This is a genomic window from Streptomyces sp. NPDC091292 (assembly GCF_044757265.1).
In the GTDB taxonomy this organism is placed as follows: Bacteria; Actinomycetota; Actinomycetes; order Streptomycetales; family Streptomycetaceae; genus Streptomyces.
The window spans coordinates 1-14625 of sequence record NZ_JBIVUQ010000032.1; the positions used below are offsets into that span (position 1 = coordinate 1).

General features: G+C 71.2%; 14 protein-coding genes. 5 read left to right on the forward strand and 9 right to left on the reverse strand.

Going from position 1 to position 14625, the window contains the following annotated elements; all coding sequences use genetic code 11:
* Positions 1-116: 116 nt before the first annotated feature.
* A complete protein-coding gene (locus ACIQNU_RS40975) occupies positions 117-473 on the forward strand; it encodes a nitroreductase family protein (RefSeq protein WP_401377113.1) in 357 nt (118 codons plus the stop codon).
* Between the two features lie 29 nt (positions 474-502).
* Here ACIQNU_RS40975 and ACIQNU_RS40980 read toward each other — a convergent pair whose 3' ends face one another.
* Positions 503-2653 (reverse strand): MMPL family transporter, encoded by a 2151-nt coding sequence (locus ACIQNU_RS40980; protein WP_401376927.1) that lies wholly within the window; start codon positions 2651-2653, stop codon positions 503-505.
* A gap of 222 nt (positions 2654-2875) precedes the next feature.
* On the opposite strand from ACIQNU_RS40980, the gene ACIQNU_RS40985 reads away from it, so the two are divergent.
* The 3 genes from ACIQNU_RS40985 to ACIQNU_RS40995 all read left to right on the forward strand — a co-directional run bounded on the left by ACIQNU_RS40985 (position 2876) and on the right by ACIQNU_RS40995 (position 5650).
* Entirely contained in the window at positions 2876-4093 is a 1218-nt protein-coding gene (locus ACIQNU_RS40985; RefSeq protein WP_401376930.1) for a sensor histidine kinase, read from the forward strand.
* Positions 4080-4757, forward strand: coding sequence for a response regulator (locus tag ACIQNU_RS40990; RefSeq protein ID WP_401376933.1), 678 nt, complete (start codon positions 4080-4082; stop codon positions 4755-4757). Before ACIQNU_RS40985 ends, ACIQNU_RS40990 begins: the two co-directional genes overlap by 14 nt.
* 83 nt (positions 4758-4840) lie before the next feature.
* Positions 4841-5650: an SAM-dependent methyltransferase gene (locus ACIQNU_RS40995; RefSeq protein WP_401376936.1), complete on the forward strand. Its 810-nt coding sequence runs from the start codon at positions 4841-4843 to the stop codon at positions 5648-5650.
* Positions 5651-5699: 49 nt separating this feature from the next.
* On the opposite strand, the gene ACIQNU_RS41000 is transcribed toward ACIQNU_RS40995, so the two are convergent.
* The 4 genes from ACIQNU_RS41000 to ACIQNU_RS41015 all read right to left on the reverse strand — a co-directional run bounded on the left by ACIQNU_RS41000 (position 5700) and on the right by ACIQNU_RS41015 (position 8419).
* Complete coding sequence (locus ACIQNU_RS41000) at positions 5700-6008, reverse strand: hypothetical protein (protein WP_401376939.1); 309 nt, start codon at positions 6006-6008, stop codon at positions 5700-5702.
* A gap of 10 nt (positions 6009-6018) precedes the next feature.
* Positions 6019-6657 carry a LysE family translocator gene (locus ACIQNU_RS41005; RefSeq protein ID WP_401376942.1) on the reverse strand — a complete coding sequence of 213 codons (639 nt, stop codon included), beginning with the start codon at positions 6655-6657 and terminating at the stop codon, positions 6019-6021.
* A gap of 88 nt (positions 6658-6745) precedes the next feature.
* Positions 6746-7402: a class I SAM-dependent methyltransferase gene (locus ACIQNU_RS41010; RefSeq protein ID WP_401376944.1), complete on the reverse strand. Its 657-nt coding sequence runs from the start codon at positions 7400-7402 to the stop codon at positions 6746-6748.
* 54 nt (positions 7403-7456) lie between these two features.
* Complete coding sequence (locus tag ACIQNU_RS41015; protein WP_401376947.1) at positions 7457-8419, reverse strand: M56 family metallopeptidase; 963 nt, start codon at positions 8417-8419, stop codon at positions 7457-7459.
* 318 nt (positions 8420-8737) lie between these two features.
* On the opposite strand from ACIQNU_RS41015, the gene ACIQNU_RS41020 reads away from it, so the two are divergent.
* The gene (locus ACIQNU_RS41020) at positions 8738-9511 is read left to right on the forward strand and encodes an IclR family transcriptional regulator (RefSeq protein WP_401376950.1); all 774 of its coding nucleotides are present in this window, start codon (positions 8738-8740) and stop codon (positions 9509-9511) included.
* Positions 9512-9528: 17 nt separating this feature from the next.
* Here ACIQNU_RS41020 and mmsB read toward each other — a convergent pair whose 3' ends face one another.
* From mmsB to ACIQNU_RS41040, 4 genes are read right to left on the reverse strand one after another with little or no spacing between them, the layout of a single operon-like run.
* Positions 9529-10773, reverse strand: coding sequence for a multiple monosaccharide ABC transporter permease (gene mmsB / locus ACIQNU_RS41025; protein ID WP_401376953.1), 1245 nt, complete (start codon positions 10771-10773; stop codon positions 9529-9531).
* Positions 10770-12410 carry a multiple monosaccharide ABC transporter ATP-binding protein gene (gene mmsA / locus ACIQNU_RS41030; RefSeq protein ID WP_401377116.1) on the reverse strand — a complete coding sequence of 547 codons (1641 nt, stop codon included), beginning with the start codon at positions 12408-12410 and terminating at the stop codon, positions 10770-10772. Before mmsA ends, mmsB begins: the two co-directional genes overlap by 4 nt.
* A gap of 5 nt (positions 12411-12415) precedes the next feature.
* Positions 12416-13528 (reverse strand): multiple monosaccharide ABC transporter substrate-binding protein, encoded by a 1113-nt coding sequence (chvE, locus tag ACIQNU_RS41035; protein WP_401376955.1) that lies wholly within the window; start codon positions 13526-13528, stop codon positions 12416-12418.
* 5 nt (positions 13529-13533) lie between these two features.
* Positions 13534-14586 carry a hypothetical protein gene (locus ACIQNU_RS41040; protein ID WP_401376957.1) on the reverse strand — a complete coding sequence of 351 codons (1053 nt, stop codon included), beginning with the start codon at positions 14584-14586 and terminating at the stop codon, positions 13534-13536.
* Positions 14587-14625 lie beyond the last annotated feature (39 nt).

The window sequence follows — 14625 nt, forward strand, 5'->3', positions numbered from 1 at the left end:
GTCTTGAGGACCAGGGGGGACCCCCATCGAGGACCTTCCGGCGCCTTGCGATCGCACGCACCAGACGCCGCACGGCCCGCCCTACCGGGCGAACGCCGGGAGTTTGACGACAGGCCCTGGCCCACAAGGCGGCCTATCTCGAACGCTACGCCGAGGCCGACAAGGGGTGGGAGGATCGCGCCGAAGCCCGGTGGCCTGCCCCGTACTGGTACATCGACACAGGGATGTCCGCCCTGCTGATGCTGCTGGCCTCCGTCGACGAAGGGCTCGGTGCCTGTTTCTTCGGGATCATGCCCGAACAACTGCGGCCCTTCCGCGCCGAGTTCGGCATACCCGATGAGTACGACCCCATCGGCGGGATCACCGTCGGCCACCGTGCCGACGACCTGCCCCCGCAGAGTCCGCGTATCGAAGAGCGCCGTCTCGGCGCGGACGAAGTCATCCACCGCGGACACTGGGGCCGACACGCCTGATACGCGAACCCGCCCGTGTCCCGCCCGTGTCACCCGGGCACTCGCGAGCGACGGTGATCCCGGCCAGCCCGGTGGGTCGGCCACCAGGTGCGGTCGCCGAGAAGGGTGACCAACGCCGGTACCAGCAGGGAGCGTACGAGCAGGGTGTCGATGAGGACGCCGACCGCCACCGCGATACCGACCTCGGCGACCGTCACGTCCGGGATCTGGCCGAGCGCGGCGAAGGTGCCTGCGAGCACCAGACCGGCCGCGGTGATGACGCCGCCCGTACTGGCCAGCCCCCGCCGTACCGCCTCGGTGTTCGCCGTGTGCCGGCGCTCCTCGCGCACCCGCTCCATCAGGAAGATCGTGTAGTCGACGCCGAGGGCGACAAGGAACACGAAGATGTAGACGAACAGGTCCGCCGCCACGCCGCCGAAGCTCATCACCTGGGTGAAGACGAGCGTGGACAGGCCGAGCGCGGCGGCGAACGACAGGACATTGGCCGCGAGCAGCACCAGCGGGGCCACGAGCGAGCGCAGCAGCAGCCCGAGGACGACCGCGACGGCGAGCAGCACCAGCGGCACGATGCGCCGTGTGTCGTCCAACGCGGCCTGCTTGTAGTCGAGTTGGACGGCCGGGCCGCCGCCGACCAGCGCGCCGTCGGTGACATCGGCGAGATCGGCCCGCAGGCTGTCGATGGCGGCGGCGGCCCGGTCGCCGTACGGGGACACGTCGAGCTGCGCCGTGATCGTCGGCCTGGCGTCGAGCGGGGTGCCCGGTTCGGCGCGCGCCACATCCGTGGCCGACGCGGTGACTTTCCCGGCGGCGGCCACCGTGGACCGGTCGGCGCCCCTCGGCAGGACCACCGTCAGGGGCGCCGAGACACCTTCGGGGAAGTGCGCCGCGAGCACGTGTGTCCCGGTGACGGACTCGGCGTTCGGCGGGACCTTGTCCATCGGGTCGGCGCTGGTGTGCAGACCGGTCAGGCCGAAGGCAGCCGCGCCGAGTCCGGCGGTGACCAGCAGCGCGTACCGGCGCGGGCGGCGCACCACCGTACGGCCGACGGCTGCCCACAGGCGGTGCCGGTCCGCGCCGCGCGGCCGGCCCGGGGCCGGCACACGCGGCCACAGCAGCCAACGGCCCGCGCACACCAGCAGCGCCGGCAACAGCGTCAGCATCGCGACCATGGCGACGACGACCCCGGCGGCGGCGACCGGCCCGAGCCCCCGCAGCCCGGCCAGATCGGCGACCAGCAGACAGAGCAGCCCGGCCACCACCGTGCCGGCGCTCGCCACGATCGCGGACGAGGTACGGCGCAACGCCTCGGCCATCGCCTCGTGCCGGTCGGCGTACCGGGCCAACTCCTCGCGGTAGCGGTTGAGCAGCAGCAGGGCGTAGTCCGTGGCCGCGCCGAAGACCAGCACGATGAGGATCGCCGACGACAGGTCGGTCACGGCGAGCCCCGCCTTCGCCAGCCCGTAGGCCGTGCCACAGGCGGCCATCACCGCCATCAGCGCGGCGAGCAGCGGCACCAGCCACAGCACCGGGGAGCGGTACGTGAGCAGCAGCAGGACCGCGACGATCACCATCGAGGTCAGCATCAGCGCCGCGTCGACGTCACCGCCGCTGTTGTCCACGCCCAGCGCCGCATCCCCGGCGACCTGCACCCGCAGACCGCCGGGCAGTTCGCCGTGCACGGCCGTCCTGAGCGCCGCGACACCTTCGTCCACGGTGTCGTCCCCGGTCTCCTGCGGCTGGATGACCACCGGGAACATCGCCGCCCTGCCGTCGTCGGACACCGTCGTCCCGCCCGGCTCGCCGACGCCTTCGGCCCGTACGGCCGCAGCCGCCGCGCGCCCCTCGGCGACGGCGGCCCGGTCCGCGTCCGTCAGCGCGTTCCCTGTGCGGCTGTAGACGACGAGCGCCGTCTCCGCCTCCGGACGCTCCGGATCCGGCTCGGCGAGCCGGGCCACGACCGTCGACTCGTAGCCACCGGGCAGATAGGCCGCCGCGTCGTCGCGCTGTACGTCACTCAGCCCGGCCGCGAGCACCATACCCAGGGCGGCCAGCGCCGCCCACACCAACAGGACGAACCACTTCCAGCGGCGTACGGCCCGGCCCAGCCGGGTGGATTCCGCAGATGTGGGCGGGCGTGGGGTGTCGACGCGGGCCGACGAGGACGGAGTGGGAGGGTGCATGCCCCCATTGCGCCTCCGCGACCCTGCCCCGGACATCGCCGTATCGAGCGCATCCCGCAGGGGCCGCCTCACTCCTGGGGACCAGGCGCACGGCGCACGGCCCGTCCGAACGGAGGAGGCGACGCGGACCGTCCGCTGCCTAGGCTCGAACCGTCCCGCACCGGCGGGCACTTGCCCCCGCCCTTCGCGAGACGAGTGCCCCCGCCATTCGAGAGACGAGCGATGTTCGACGACGACAAGGAGCCCCACCCCCTCGCGGGCCGCGCGGCCGACGCGGTGATCGTCCTTGCCGCGCTCGCCCCCGCCTTCATCGACCAGGCCACCACCGACACCTCGTCCGGCGCCTGGCTGGCCCTGTCCCTCTACGCGCTCGTCACCGCGGGCGCCCTCGCCGTACGCCGCCGCCTGCCGCTCACCGCCTTCGCCACCACCCTGCTCGCCCTCGGCACCGCGCAAGTCGTGTGTGCCGCCGCCGAGACCAAGCTCAGCCCGCTGACGGTGCTCCCGCTCGCCTTCGCCCTCTACGCCACCGGCGCCCACACCCCGCTGCGCCGCTCCCTCGCCGCCCTGACCGGCGGCGCCGCGCTCGTCGTCATCGGCGTCGGCGTCAACCACGCCACCGCCGCGAACGACTGGCGCGGCGGCTCCGACGTCCTCGCCGTCCTCTCCCCGCTACCCGCCGCCTGGGGCCTGGGCGTGGCCGCCCGCGGTCGCCGCGACAGCCTCGCCACCGCCGAGCGGCGCGCCGACGACGCGCAGCGCGAACAGCGGCTGCGCGCCGAACGCGCCGCCGCCGCCGAACGCACCCGTATCGCCCGCGACATGCACGACGTCGTCGCGCACTCCCTGACCCTGCTGGTCGTGCACGCCGAGACCATGCGTGCCCGCTCCGCCGAACTGCCGCCCTGGGCCCGCGAAGGCGTCGACGCGATGGCCGCGGCGGGACGGCAGGCCACCGGCGAGATGCGGGAACTCCTCGGCGTGCTGCGCGGCACCACCGGCGAGGCCGCACCCCGCACCCCGGCTCCGCAACTCGTCGACCTGCCCCGGCTGGTGGCGGACGCGGAGCAGGCGGGCACCCCCGTGCGCCTCGCCATCGACCCCGAGGCCACCGCTCTGCCCCGACCCGTCCAGCTCGCGGCCTACCGCCTCGTCCAGGAATGCCTGGCCAACGCCCGCCGTCACGCCCCCGGAGCCGAGATGACCCTCCGCGTCCGCACCACGCCCGACGAGACCCGCGTCGAAGCCGACTGCGGACCGCCACCCCGCGAGCACCGGCCCGCCCCCGGCGCCGGTGTCGGACTGGCCGGGCTGCGCGAACGCTTCACCGCCCTCGGCGGCGACCTCACGGCGGGACACGCCCCCGACGGCCGCTTCCGTGTCACCGCCGCCGTCCCCACCCCGGCACGCACCGGAGGTGACCACCTTGCCGCCGGCTGACCGTCCGCCCGTCCGCGTCGTCATCGCCGACGACGAGCGTGTCGTACGCGACGGTCTGCGCCTGATGCTCGAAATCCAGCCCGACCTGGCCGTCACCGGCACCGCCGCCGACGGAGACCACGCCCTGCGGCTCACCACCGACCTCACCCCGGACGTGCTGATGCTTGACGTCCGCATGCCCGGCCACGACGGCCTGTGGGTGCTCGCGCGCCTCGCCGAACGCGGTCTCCTCGCCGGGACGCGGGTGTTGATGCTGACGACGTTCGACATGGACGAGTACGTGGACGAGGCGCTGGCGGGCGGCGCCGCCGGTTTCCTGCTGAAGTCCGCCTCGTACGAGGAGATCACCGCCGCCGTACGGGCCACCGCCGCCGGCGACGGAGCCCTCAGCCCCAGCGTCGCCGGCCGCCTCATCCGCGGCTACGCCGCCCACCGCAGGGCCGGTCGCACCGACCCCGCCGACGTGGCGCGGCTCTCCGCCCTCACCGGCCGCGAGCGCGATGTCCTCGCCCTCGTCGGCGAAGGACTGAGCAACGCCGAGATCGCCGTGCGCCTCACCGTCTCCGAACACACCGTGAAAAGCCACGTCAGCCGCCTGCTGGCCAAGACCGGCTGCCGCGACCGCGCCCAGGCGGCGGTCCTGGCGCGCCGCACCACAACCTGACCTCTTACCCTGAACGTCTCCCGGAGTACGCGGTCCGGAACTAGTCTGATCATGTTCCCCAGGGCAGGAAGTGGAGTAGTCCCATGACCGATGGTTTCGATGCGGCGGCTCGGATCGACACGAGCAAGATGCATCCGGCGCGCGTGTACGACTACCTGTTGGGCGGCAAGACCAACTACGTGGTCGACGAGGAGTTCGCCGAAGGCATGATCGCCGTCGACCCCACGGTCAGGAACACGGCGATGAGCAACCGCTGGTTCATGCACCGCGCCACCCGCTGGCTCGCGGGCCGCGGCGTCGGCCAGTACATGGACATCGGTACGGGAATCCCCACCGAGCCGAACCTCCACCGCATCGCCCAGCAGGCCGACCCCACCTCGCGCATCGTGTACGTGGACAACGACCCGATCGTGCTGCGCCACGCGGAAGCCCTGCTGGACAGCACCCCGGAGGGCAGCACGGACTACGTCGAGGCGGACGTACGCGATCCCGCGCAGATCGTCGAGAAGGCCGGCGCGACGCTCGACTTCAAGCAGCCCATCGCGCTCTCCCTCATCGCGCTGCTGCACTTCGTGGGGGACGAGGACGACGCCTACGGGATAGTGAGCCGCCTGGTCGACGCGCTCCCGGCGGGCAGTTACCTCGTCATCGCCCATGTGACGGGTGACTTCGCGCCCGAGGAGAGCGCGGAGGTCGTCGCCCGGTACCGCCGCGCCGGTTCGACCCTCCGCCCCCGCACGAAGAAGGAGGTCGAGCAGTTCTTCGACGGCATGGACCTGGTGGAGCCGGGCCTCGCCCTGGCCCCCGACTGGAACCCGGACCTCGGCCCGGACCAGCCCCCGGCCGGAGACACCCCGGTGCCGGTCTATGTCGGGGTGGCCCGCAAGCGCTGAACCGCTCCCGGCGGCGCACACCGAACCGTGCGCCGCCGGCCCGCCCTCGTCAGGGCCCGTGGAGTTCGGTCTCCCACGCCTCGAACGGCGGGTCGACCCGATACCCCGGGTCGCAGTGGGCCCGAATCCACTGTGCGGCGCGGTACTGGGCGTCCCCGTCGTTCAACACCCGGCCGTCCGCGTCGACTTCCAGCACATTGCCGTAGATCGCGAACACCTGCTCCAGGGACGAACCGAACCGGAAGAGCGTCGGCCGGTAGTCGATGCCGTCGAGCAGGTCGACGTCGAGAGTGCCGTTCGCCAGATAGAAGGCGAAGAACCGCAGCGAGGCGCGAACGTCGACGGGCAGATGTCCCACCGGGGCGCTCCTAGTCCTTGCGGCCCGTAGCAGCCACCGTCACTCCCAGGCCGATCATCGTGAGGCCGCCGACCCCGCCGATCAGCGAGAGCCGCTGCGGGGAGCGCGCGAACCAGGTGCGGGTGGTCGCGGCGACCAGGCCCCACACACTGTCCGACGCCACCGCGATGATGTTGAAGACGAGGCCCAGGATCAGCATCTGCGCGGCGACATGCCCTTGCGCGCGGTCCACGAACTGCGGGAGTACGGCGGCGAAGAACACGATGGTCTTGGGGTTGGCGACGCCGACCGCGAAGCCCTCCGCGAGCGTCCGCAGGCCACTGTGCGCCGGACCGTCACCGGTGAACGCGGCGTGCAGCGAACCGCGTTGCCGCCACGCCTTGACGCCCAGATACACCAGGTACGCGGCGCCCACCAGCTTCAGTACCGTGAACACCAGCACCGAGCGCTCCACCACGGCCCCGACCCCGAACGCGACGGCGACCACGAGCACGTACGCACCGAGGGTGTTCCCGACGACCGTCGTCAGCGCGGCCCGACGCCCCTGCGCCAGCGCCCGCCCGATCACGAACAGGACGCTGGGCCCGGGAATCACGATCAACAAGAAGGACATGGCCGCGAACGCCAGCAGCCGGTCGGAAGACACCATGAGGTCTTCATACAGGGGGTGCCAGGGATCCGCAGCCCATTTTCGCGGGCGCCCACCGGCTCGCCGCCGTAGCGGCAGGAAGGGACGGTCAGCTCTCGCGCCAGACCAGCGTGTAGCGCCAGAACAGCCGACGGCGCAGGTGTGCGCCGGGCAGTACGCGGCGGGCCTCGCGGACGACGTCGGGGAAGGTCATGGTCGCCGGCCGGACCCGGGCGGTCATCGACACCGGCCCCGGCGTGCGGCGACCTCTGTTCTTGAGCCAGCCCGTCACGATGTTCAGAAGTGACGCGGCGGCGCCGAGCAGGTGGTCGCCGAGGGACCGCTCCCGATAGAGGCCGACCACCACCAGGGTGCCGCCGGGCGCCAGATGGCGGCGCAACAGGGCGAGCGTGTCGGTGAAGGGCAGATGGTGGATCGTGGCGACGCACGTGATGACGTCATAGGGGCCGGACGGCAGGTCGGTGCCCGCGTCCCCGGTCGTGAAGGTCACCGGGGCGCCGGGAGGTGTCAGGTCCCGTGCCTGGGCGACGATCGCCGGGTCCACGTCGACACCCTGGGTGGACGCCGCACGGGTGGCGAGCAGTCGTGCCAGGTCGCCGGTGCCGGAGCCGACGTCCATGGCACGGGCGAAGCGCCGGGGCAACTGCCGCAGGATCCAGCGGTGGTAGTGGGCGTTGTGGTCCCAGGGGTGGGCCGCGTTGAACTCGTCCAGTGCGCGGAGGACTCCGGTGAGCGGGGCAGTCATGCGACGAGTTCATCAGACCGCCGGCCGTCCGCGAAAGCGGTCAGCCGAGCGCGGTCAGCCGAGCGCTGTCAGGGCCGGGGCGAGGGCGATCAGCACAGGGACGAGGGGCGCGAGGGCGGCGGCCAGCGAGGTGGCGGTCCGACGGGTGCGGGCGAGCCGGGGCGGTGGTTCGAGCAGCCGCTGCACCCGGTCGCCGAACAGCCGCCGGGTCGACGAGCAGGACAACACACCCCGGTGCTGGTTGAGTTCGATGAGCGCGAGCGCCGTGGTGAGGTGACCGCAGCGGCGCGACGCCGTGTCGTCGGCGGCGAGTTCGACCAGCCGGTACGTCTGGTCGCGGAAGTGGGCGAACAGCGGGACCCTCGGGAAGCCCGTCGCCAGTGCCGTGGAGAGCTGGAGCAGCCAGTCGTGCCGGGCGTGCGCGTGCCCCAGCTCGTGGGCGAGTACCGCGTCGAGCTGCGGATCGGTCAGCCGGCGCAGCGCACCGGTGGTGACCACGAGGCGCGGCGCCGCGCCCCGCATCAACCAGGCGTCGGGATACTCGTCTTCGAGGACGAGCAGCGGGCCGTGCGCGACCGGCGGGCCGTCCGGCACCGCGTCCGGCAGCCACTCCGGCAGCTCGGGGGCGCGCTCGCGCAGATCCTCGCGGCGCAGGTCCCGTCGCCTGCGGGCCTCGACGATCTCGCGCACCAGCATCGCGCCCGACCAGGCCGCACCGCAGGCGAGCAGCAGCGTCAGCACGGTGACCCAGGCGGGCGCGGCGCCGGGCGCGTACGCGGCGATGACCCTCGGGGGCGCGGGCGCGAAAGCGTAGGCGCGCACGGAGCGGAAGACGGCCGTCGAGCCCAGCAGGAGGGCGGACAGACAGCTCAACAGGACGGTGGCGACCAGGCATTGCCACACCCACAACGCGAGAACGGGCTCCCGCTCGGCCCAGGTCACCCGGGTCAGGACACGGGGGAGCGCCAAGGCGGCCGTCAGCGCGACGGCGGCCATCACCACCAGACAGACGGCCATGCCAGGGCCCCCTTTCCGCTTGCCGCACCGGGGCGCCGGAGGGGCGGTGCACCGCGAACCCGCTGCCCGCCTCCGGCACCACCGAGGTCATGAGCGGCGAGACAGTCTAGCCACAGGTCGCGGCGGAGAGGGAGCCGGAGAAGAGGCCGGATTCGCCCGGCACGAGGGGCGCGCCGAACGATCCTTCTCCCCGCTGAGCCACCGCACCCTCCACGCCTACGGGTGAGCCGACCCATTGCCCGCCCAAGACCCCTATGGATACGCTGTGTTCGCCATTTCGGTCAGTTGTTGAAATATCGAACAAAGGGAGGGTCGGTCGTGGGCCGCCTCGTACCTGCCGTGACCCGCGCACTCGACATCCTGGAGCTGTTCCTCGACGGGGACGGCACCCTCTCCGCCCCCGAGATCGTGCGCAAGCTCGACCTGCCCCGGACGACGGTGCACGAACTGGTCGTCACCCTCACCGCCCGCTCCTACCTCGTCCCGGTGCCGGGCCGCCCGGGACGCTACCGGCTCGGCGTACGGCCGTACCAGCTCGGCAGCCGCTACGCCGAACAGCTCGACCTCGCTGCCGAGGGACAGCAGGTGGCCCGCTCCGTCGCCGAGACCTGCGACGAGACCGTCCATGTGGCGATCCTCGAAGACACCGACGTCATCTACATCGCGAAGGTGGACTCCACGCACGCCGTACGCATGGTGTCCGCGGCGGGCCGGCGGCTGCCAGCACACTGCACATCCGTCGGCAAGATGCTGCTCGCCTCGCTCCCCGAGCCCGAACTCGCCGCACGCGTCCCCGACGGCGTGGAGCTGGTCGCGATGACGCCCAACAGCATCACCGACCCGGCCGCCCTGCGCACCGCGCTCGCCGAGATCCGTGCCCGGGGCGTCGCCGTGGAGAGCCGCGAGTCCAATCCGGACGTCAGCTGTGTCGCGGCCCCGGTACGCGACCGCACGGGACAGGTCGTCGCGGCACTCTCCGTCTCCGTACCGATGATCCGTTGGAGCGACGACCGGCGGGCGGAGCTGGAACAGCTCGCCGTGCGGGGGGCCGGCGAGCTGTCCGAGCGGCTGGGGCTGCGCAGCGCGGGATGACCGGCCGCGGACACGACCTAGGAACCGACCCTCCGCTTGTTCCACACGTCGAATCCGACCGCCGCGAGCAGCACCAGCCCCTTGATGACCTGCTGCCAGTCGGTGCCGATGCCGACGAGGTTCATCCCGTTGTTGAGCACGCCCAGGACCACACCGCCGATGATCGCGCCGAGCACCGTGCCGACGCCGCCGCTCATGGACGCGCCGCCGATGAACGACGCGGCGATCGCCTCCAGTTCGAAGTTCACGCCCGCCTTGGGCGAGGCCGCGTTGAACCGGGCCGCGAAGACCAGGCCCGCCAGCGCCGCGAGCATGCCCATGTTGAGGAAGACCAGAAAGGTGACCTTCCGGTCCTTCACGCCCGACAGCTTCGCCGCGGGCAGATTGCCGCCGATCGCGTACACATGACGGCCGATGACGGCATTGCGCATCACATGGCCGAAGCCGACGACCAGGACACCCAGGATCAGCAGCACCACCGGCGCGCCCTTGTAGCTGGCGAGCAGCAGCGTGACGACGAGGACGGCGGAGACCAGCGCCACGAGCTTGAGCGCGAACAGCCGCGCCGGCAGCACATCGAGGGCGAACTCCCGCTGGCGCCCACGGTCCCGGACCTCCTGGTACACGACGAACACGATCACGGCGAGGCCGAGGAGCAGCGTGAGGTTGTGGTAGTTGGTGGTGGGCCCCACCTCGGGCAGGAAGCCGTTCGCGACCTTCTGGAGACCGTCGGGGAAGGGCCCGAGCGTCTGGCCCTTGAGGAAGATCTCGGTCAGACCGCGGAAGAGGAGCATCCCGGCGAGCGTGACGATGAACGACGGGATCCCGAGATACGCGATGAAGAAGCCCTGCATCGCCCCGGCCGCCGCCCCCAGGGCCAGGCACAGCAGCACGGCCAGCGGCCAGGCCACCCGGTGCTCGACCATCAGCACGGCCGCCACCGCACCCACGAACGCCGTGAGCGAGCCGACCGACAGATCGATGTGCCCGGCGATGATGACCAGCATCATGCCGATCGCGAGGATCAGGATGTAGCTGTTCTGGAGCACCAGGTTGGACACATTGCGCGGCAGGAGCAGATCGCCGCCGGTCCAGGCCGCGAAGAGGCACACGATCAGGCCGAGCGCGATCAGCATGCCGTACTGCCGCATGTTGCGGCGCGCCCCGTCGAGCAGCAGCCTCCACAGGCCGTCGCCGCCGGCCGGGCCGCTCCTTCCCGGCGGCGCGGGGGCCGGGGTCGTGGCGGTCACATCCGTACTCATCTCTGCTCCCTCTCGTCCCGCGCCGTCCGCGAGTCCCCGGTCGTCCGCGAGTCCCCGGTCGTCCGCAAGCCCTCGGTCGTCGGCTCGTCCCCGGTCCTCGGGTTGTCCCTGGTCATCCGGCGCATCAGCGCCTCCTGTGTGGCCTCGGCCCTCGGGACCTCACCGGTCAGCCGTCCGGCGGCCATCGTGTAGATGCGGTCGCACATGCCCAGCAGTTCGGGGAGTTCCGACGAGATGAAGACCACCGCCTTGCCCCGCGCGGCCAGTTCGTCGATGACGGTGTAGATCTCGTACTTGGCGCCCACGTCGATGCCGCGCGTCGGCTCGTCCAGGAGCAGCACATCGGGGCCCGCGAAGATCCACTTGCTGAGGACGACCTTCTGCTGATTGCCGCCGGACAGCCTGCCGACCGGCTCGAAGACCGTGGGCGCCTTGATGTTCATGGAGGTACGGAAGCCCTCGGCGACCCGCCGTTCCTCGTGCTCGTCGACGATGCCCCGCCGGGCGACCTTGGCGAGGGCGCTCAGCGAGATGTTCCGGCCGATGGTGTCGATGAGGTTCAGCCCGTAGTGCTTGCGGTCCTCGGTGACATACGCGATCCCGTGCGCGACCGCCTCCGGCACGGTCCTGGTACGGATCTCCCGGCCGTCCTTGAGCACCGTGCCACCCGCGTACCGGCCGTAGGTCCGGCCGAAGACGCTCATCGCGAGTTCGGTGCGGCCCGCGCCCATCAGACCGGCGATGCCGACGATCTCACCGCGCCGCACGGTCAATGACACATCGTCAACCACCTTGCGCTGCTGGTCGATCGGGTGGTGCACCGTCCAGTGGCGGATCTCCAGGGCCGACGCGGCGCCCGCCTCCGGTCGGTGCGGGGTGCGTTCGGGGAAGCGGTGGTCGAGGTCGCGGCCCACCATGCCGTGGATGATGCGTTCCTCGGTGGTCTCCGGGGCCCGCACGTCCAGGGTCTCGACGGAGCGGCCGTCGCGCAGGATGGTCACCGCGTCGGCGACCCGGGCGATCTCGCCCAGCTTGTGCGAGATGATGATCGAGGTGACGCCCTGGGTCTTCAACTCCAGGATGAGAGCGAGGAGTTTGCCGCTGTCCTCGTCGTTGAGGGCCGCCGTCGGCTCGTCGAGTATCAGCAGCTTCACCGACTTCGACAGCGCCTTCGCGATCTCGACCAACTGCTGCTTGCCGACGCCGATGTCGGCGACCCGGGTCCCCGGATGCTCGTCCAGGCCGACCCTGCGCAGGAGCGCGGTGGCATGCCTGAGCGTGTCGTTCCAGTCGATGAGCCCGTGCCTGGCGTGCTCGTTGCCGAGGAAGATGTTCTCGGCGACGGACAGATACGGCACCAGCGCAAGCTCCTGGTGGATGATCACGATGCCCTGCCGCTCGCTCGCCCGGATGTCCCGGAAGCGGCAGGTCTCCCCCTCGAAGAGGACATCGCCCTCGTAGCTGCCGTACGGGTGGACGCCGGAGAGCACCTTCATCAGGGTCGACTTTCCCGCGCCGTTCTCACCGCAGATGGCGTGGACCTCGCCCGCCCTGACGCTCAGCGAGACGTCCGAGAGCGCCTTGACGCCGGGGAAGGTCTTGACGATCGCGCGCATTTCCAGGACGGGGCCCGGCACCGTGGTCACTGGAGGTCGCCCGCCTTGAGATAGCCGGAATCGACCAGCTCCTTCTGGTAATTGCTCTTGTCGACGCTCACCGGCTGGAGCAGATAGGCGGGCACGACCTTGTCGCCGTTGTCGTACGTCGTGGTGTCGTTGATCTCCGGCTTCTTGCCCTTGAGTGCGGAGTCGACCATGTCCGTGGCGACCTCGGCGAGCTTGCGGATGTCCTTGTAGACGGTCTGTGTCTGCTCACCCGCGATGATCGACTTCACCGAGGCGACTTCGGCGTCCTGACCGGTGACGACCGGCAGCGGCTTGCTCCCGGAGCCGTAGTCGTCGGACTTCAGCGCCGACAGGATGCCGATGGAGATGCCGTCGTACGGCGAGAGCACCGCGTCGACCCGGGACTTCGCGTATGCCGACGTCAGTAGGTCGTCCATGCGCTTCTGCGCGGTGCCGCCGTCCCAGCGCAACGTGGTGACCTGGTTGAGTTTGGTCTGCCCGGACTTGACGACCAGTTGCTTCTTGTCGATGAAGGGCTGGAGCACCTTCATCGCGCCGCCGAAGAAGTACTTCGTGTTGTTGTCGTCGTTCGAGCCGGCGAACAGCTCGATGGTGAACGGGCCCTTCTCGCTGCCGTCCTGGAGGCCGAGCTTGTCCAGGATGTAGGTGCCCTGGAGTTCGCCGACCTTCTCGTTGTCGAACGACGCGTAGTAGTCGACGTTCTTGGTGCCGAGGATCAGCCGGTCGTAGGAGATCACCGGGATCTTGGCGTCGGCGGCCTGCTGGAGCACATTGTCCAGGGACTTGTTGTCGATGGCCGCGATCACCAGGGCACCGACCCCCTGCGTGATCATGTTCTCGATCTGCGACACCTGGGTGTCAGGGTCGTCCTCGCCGTACACCAACTTGGTCTTGTACCCGGCCGCCTTGAGGTCCTTGACGACGTTCGCCCCGTCGGCGATCCAGCGTTCCGACGACTTGGTGGGCATCGCGATCCCGACCGTGGTGTCCCCGGCGCTCTTCTTGTCCTCCTTGCTGCCGCCCGAACCGCTCTGTCCGCAGGCGGAGAGAGCGAGGGCGAGGGACGCGGCCCCGGCGGTCGCGGCGAGGACTGCTCTGCGGTTACGCATGGTGATCAGTTCCTGTTCTGCTCGTCGTGGAGAGGGGTGGTGGGGCCGACGGGAGGCGGCTGGGTGGGGAAGCGGTGCAGCGGGCCGGGCAGCCGGGTGCCGAGCGGCGCCATGTCGCCGTCCGCGCCGTGCCGGGCGAGCAGGTCGAGAGCGAGCCGGCCGCGCCGCACCCGCTCCCGTGCCGAGTCCAGGGCCAGATCCCGCAGATGGAGGCCGTACGGATAGATGCCGGGGGCCCTGGACAGGCCGAACTTGAGATAGAGCGGCGCCCCGCGCCGGATCAGCTCGGCGACCTCGTACATCCGCACATAACCGCCGAGGTCGTCGGGCGCCTCGATGTACATGTCCATGGGCGCCGCGCTCACCCGCCGGATCTCGGTGAGGTGATCCAGCGTCAGATCGCTCGGCACGTTCACGGAGTCGGCGCCCAACTGCTCGTACACGGCGTACGAGGCCGGGTTGACCGGGCCGATCAGCGCCGACACCTTCAGCGTCGTGCCGGCCGGGAGCAGCCCGGCGGCCCGCGCCCGGTGCAGCGTCCACAGCACGCCTTCGTCCGCGACGAGAAGACAGCCGACGCCCAGCTCGGCGGCACGGACGGCGTCCTCGACACAGCCGGCGACCGCGTCATGGCCACGGGCCCGCAGTCCGGCGCCGCGTGAGTCGGTGCGGACGGAGGCGCCGGTGTCCCAGGTGCCGCGCGGCCCTGTGAACAGACACAGCTCGATGCCGCGCTCGGCGGTGGCCTCGACCATCTCGGTGATCTCGGCGTCGGTCAGCATCCACACACCGCTGCCCTGGCTGATCCGGTGGATCGGCACATCGAGCCGGGACGACTCCTTGAGGACCACGGCCAGCGCCTCCGGCCCCTCGACGGAGGGCACCTCGGTGCGCCAGCGGCCACCGCCGGGGAAGGTGTGCGGCGAGGCGTCGTCGGGGGAGAGGGCGGGCGCGCCCAGGCCGAGCGCGGCGAGCGCCCGCTCACCGGGTCGGCGGGCCGCCGTGGGGAAGACATCGGTCACCAGCTGTCCTCGCGTTCCTGATCCGTCGTTCGACATATCGGACAGTGTTCGAGTTGTTGGGCGTGGAAAGTTCCG

Coding starts and splice junctions, on each gene's coding strand:
- ACIQNU_RS41005 (WP_401376942.1), bottom strand. CDS start 6,657: ATGGTGTCTTCCGACCGGCTGCTGGCGTTCGCGGCCATGTCCTTCTTG.
- chvE (WP_401376955.1), bottom strand. CDS start 13,528: ATGCGTAACCGCAGAGCAGTCCTCGCCGCGACCGCCGGGGCCGCGTCC.
- ACIQNU_RS41015 (WP_401376947.1), bottom strand. CDS start 8,419: ATGGCCGTCTGTCTGGTGGTGATGGCCGCCGTCGCGCTGACGGCCGCC.
- ACIQNU_RS40995 (WP_401376936.1), top strand. CDS start 4,841: ATGACCGATGGTTTCGATGCGGCGGCTCGGATCGACACGAGCAAGATG.
- ACIQNU_RS40980 (WP_401376927.1), bottom strand. CDS start 2,653: ATGCACCCTCCCACTCCGTCCTCGTCGGCCCGCGTCGACACCCCACGC.
- ACIQNU_RS41040 (WP_401376957.1), bottom strand. CDS start 14,586: ATGTCGAACGACGGATCAGGAACGCGAGGACAGCTGGTGACCGATGTC.
- ACIQNU_RS40985 (WP_401376930.1), top strand. CDS start 2,876: ATGTTCGACGACGACAAGGAGCCCCACCCCCTCGCGGGCCGCGCGGCC.
- ACIQNU_RS41010 (WP_401376944.1), bottom strand. CDS start 7,402: ATGACTGCCCCGCTCACCGGAGTCCTCCGCGCACTGGACGAGTTCAAC.
- mmsB (WP_401376953.1), bottom strand. CDS start 10,773: ATGAGTACGGATGTGACCGCCACGACCCCGGCCCCCGCGCCGCCGGGA.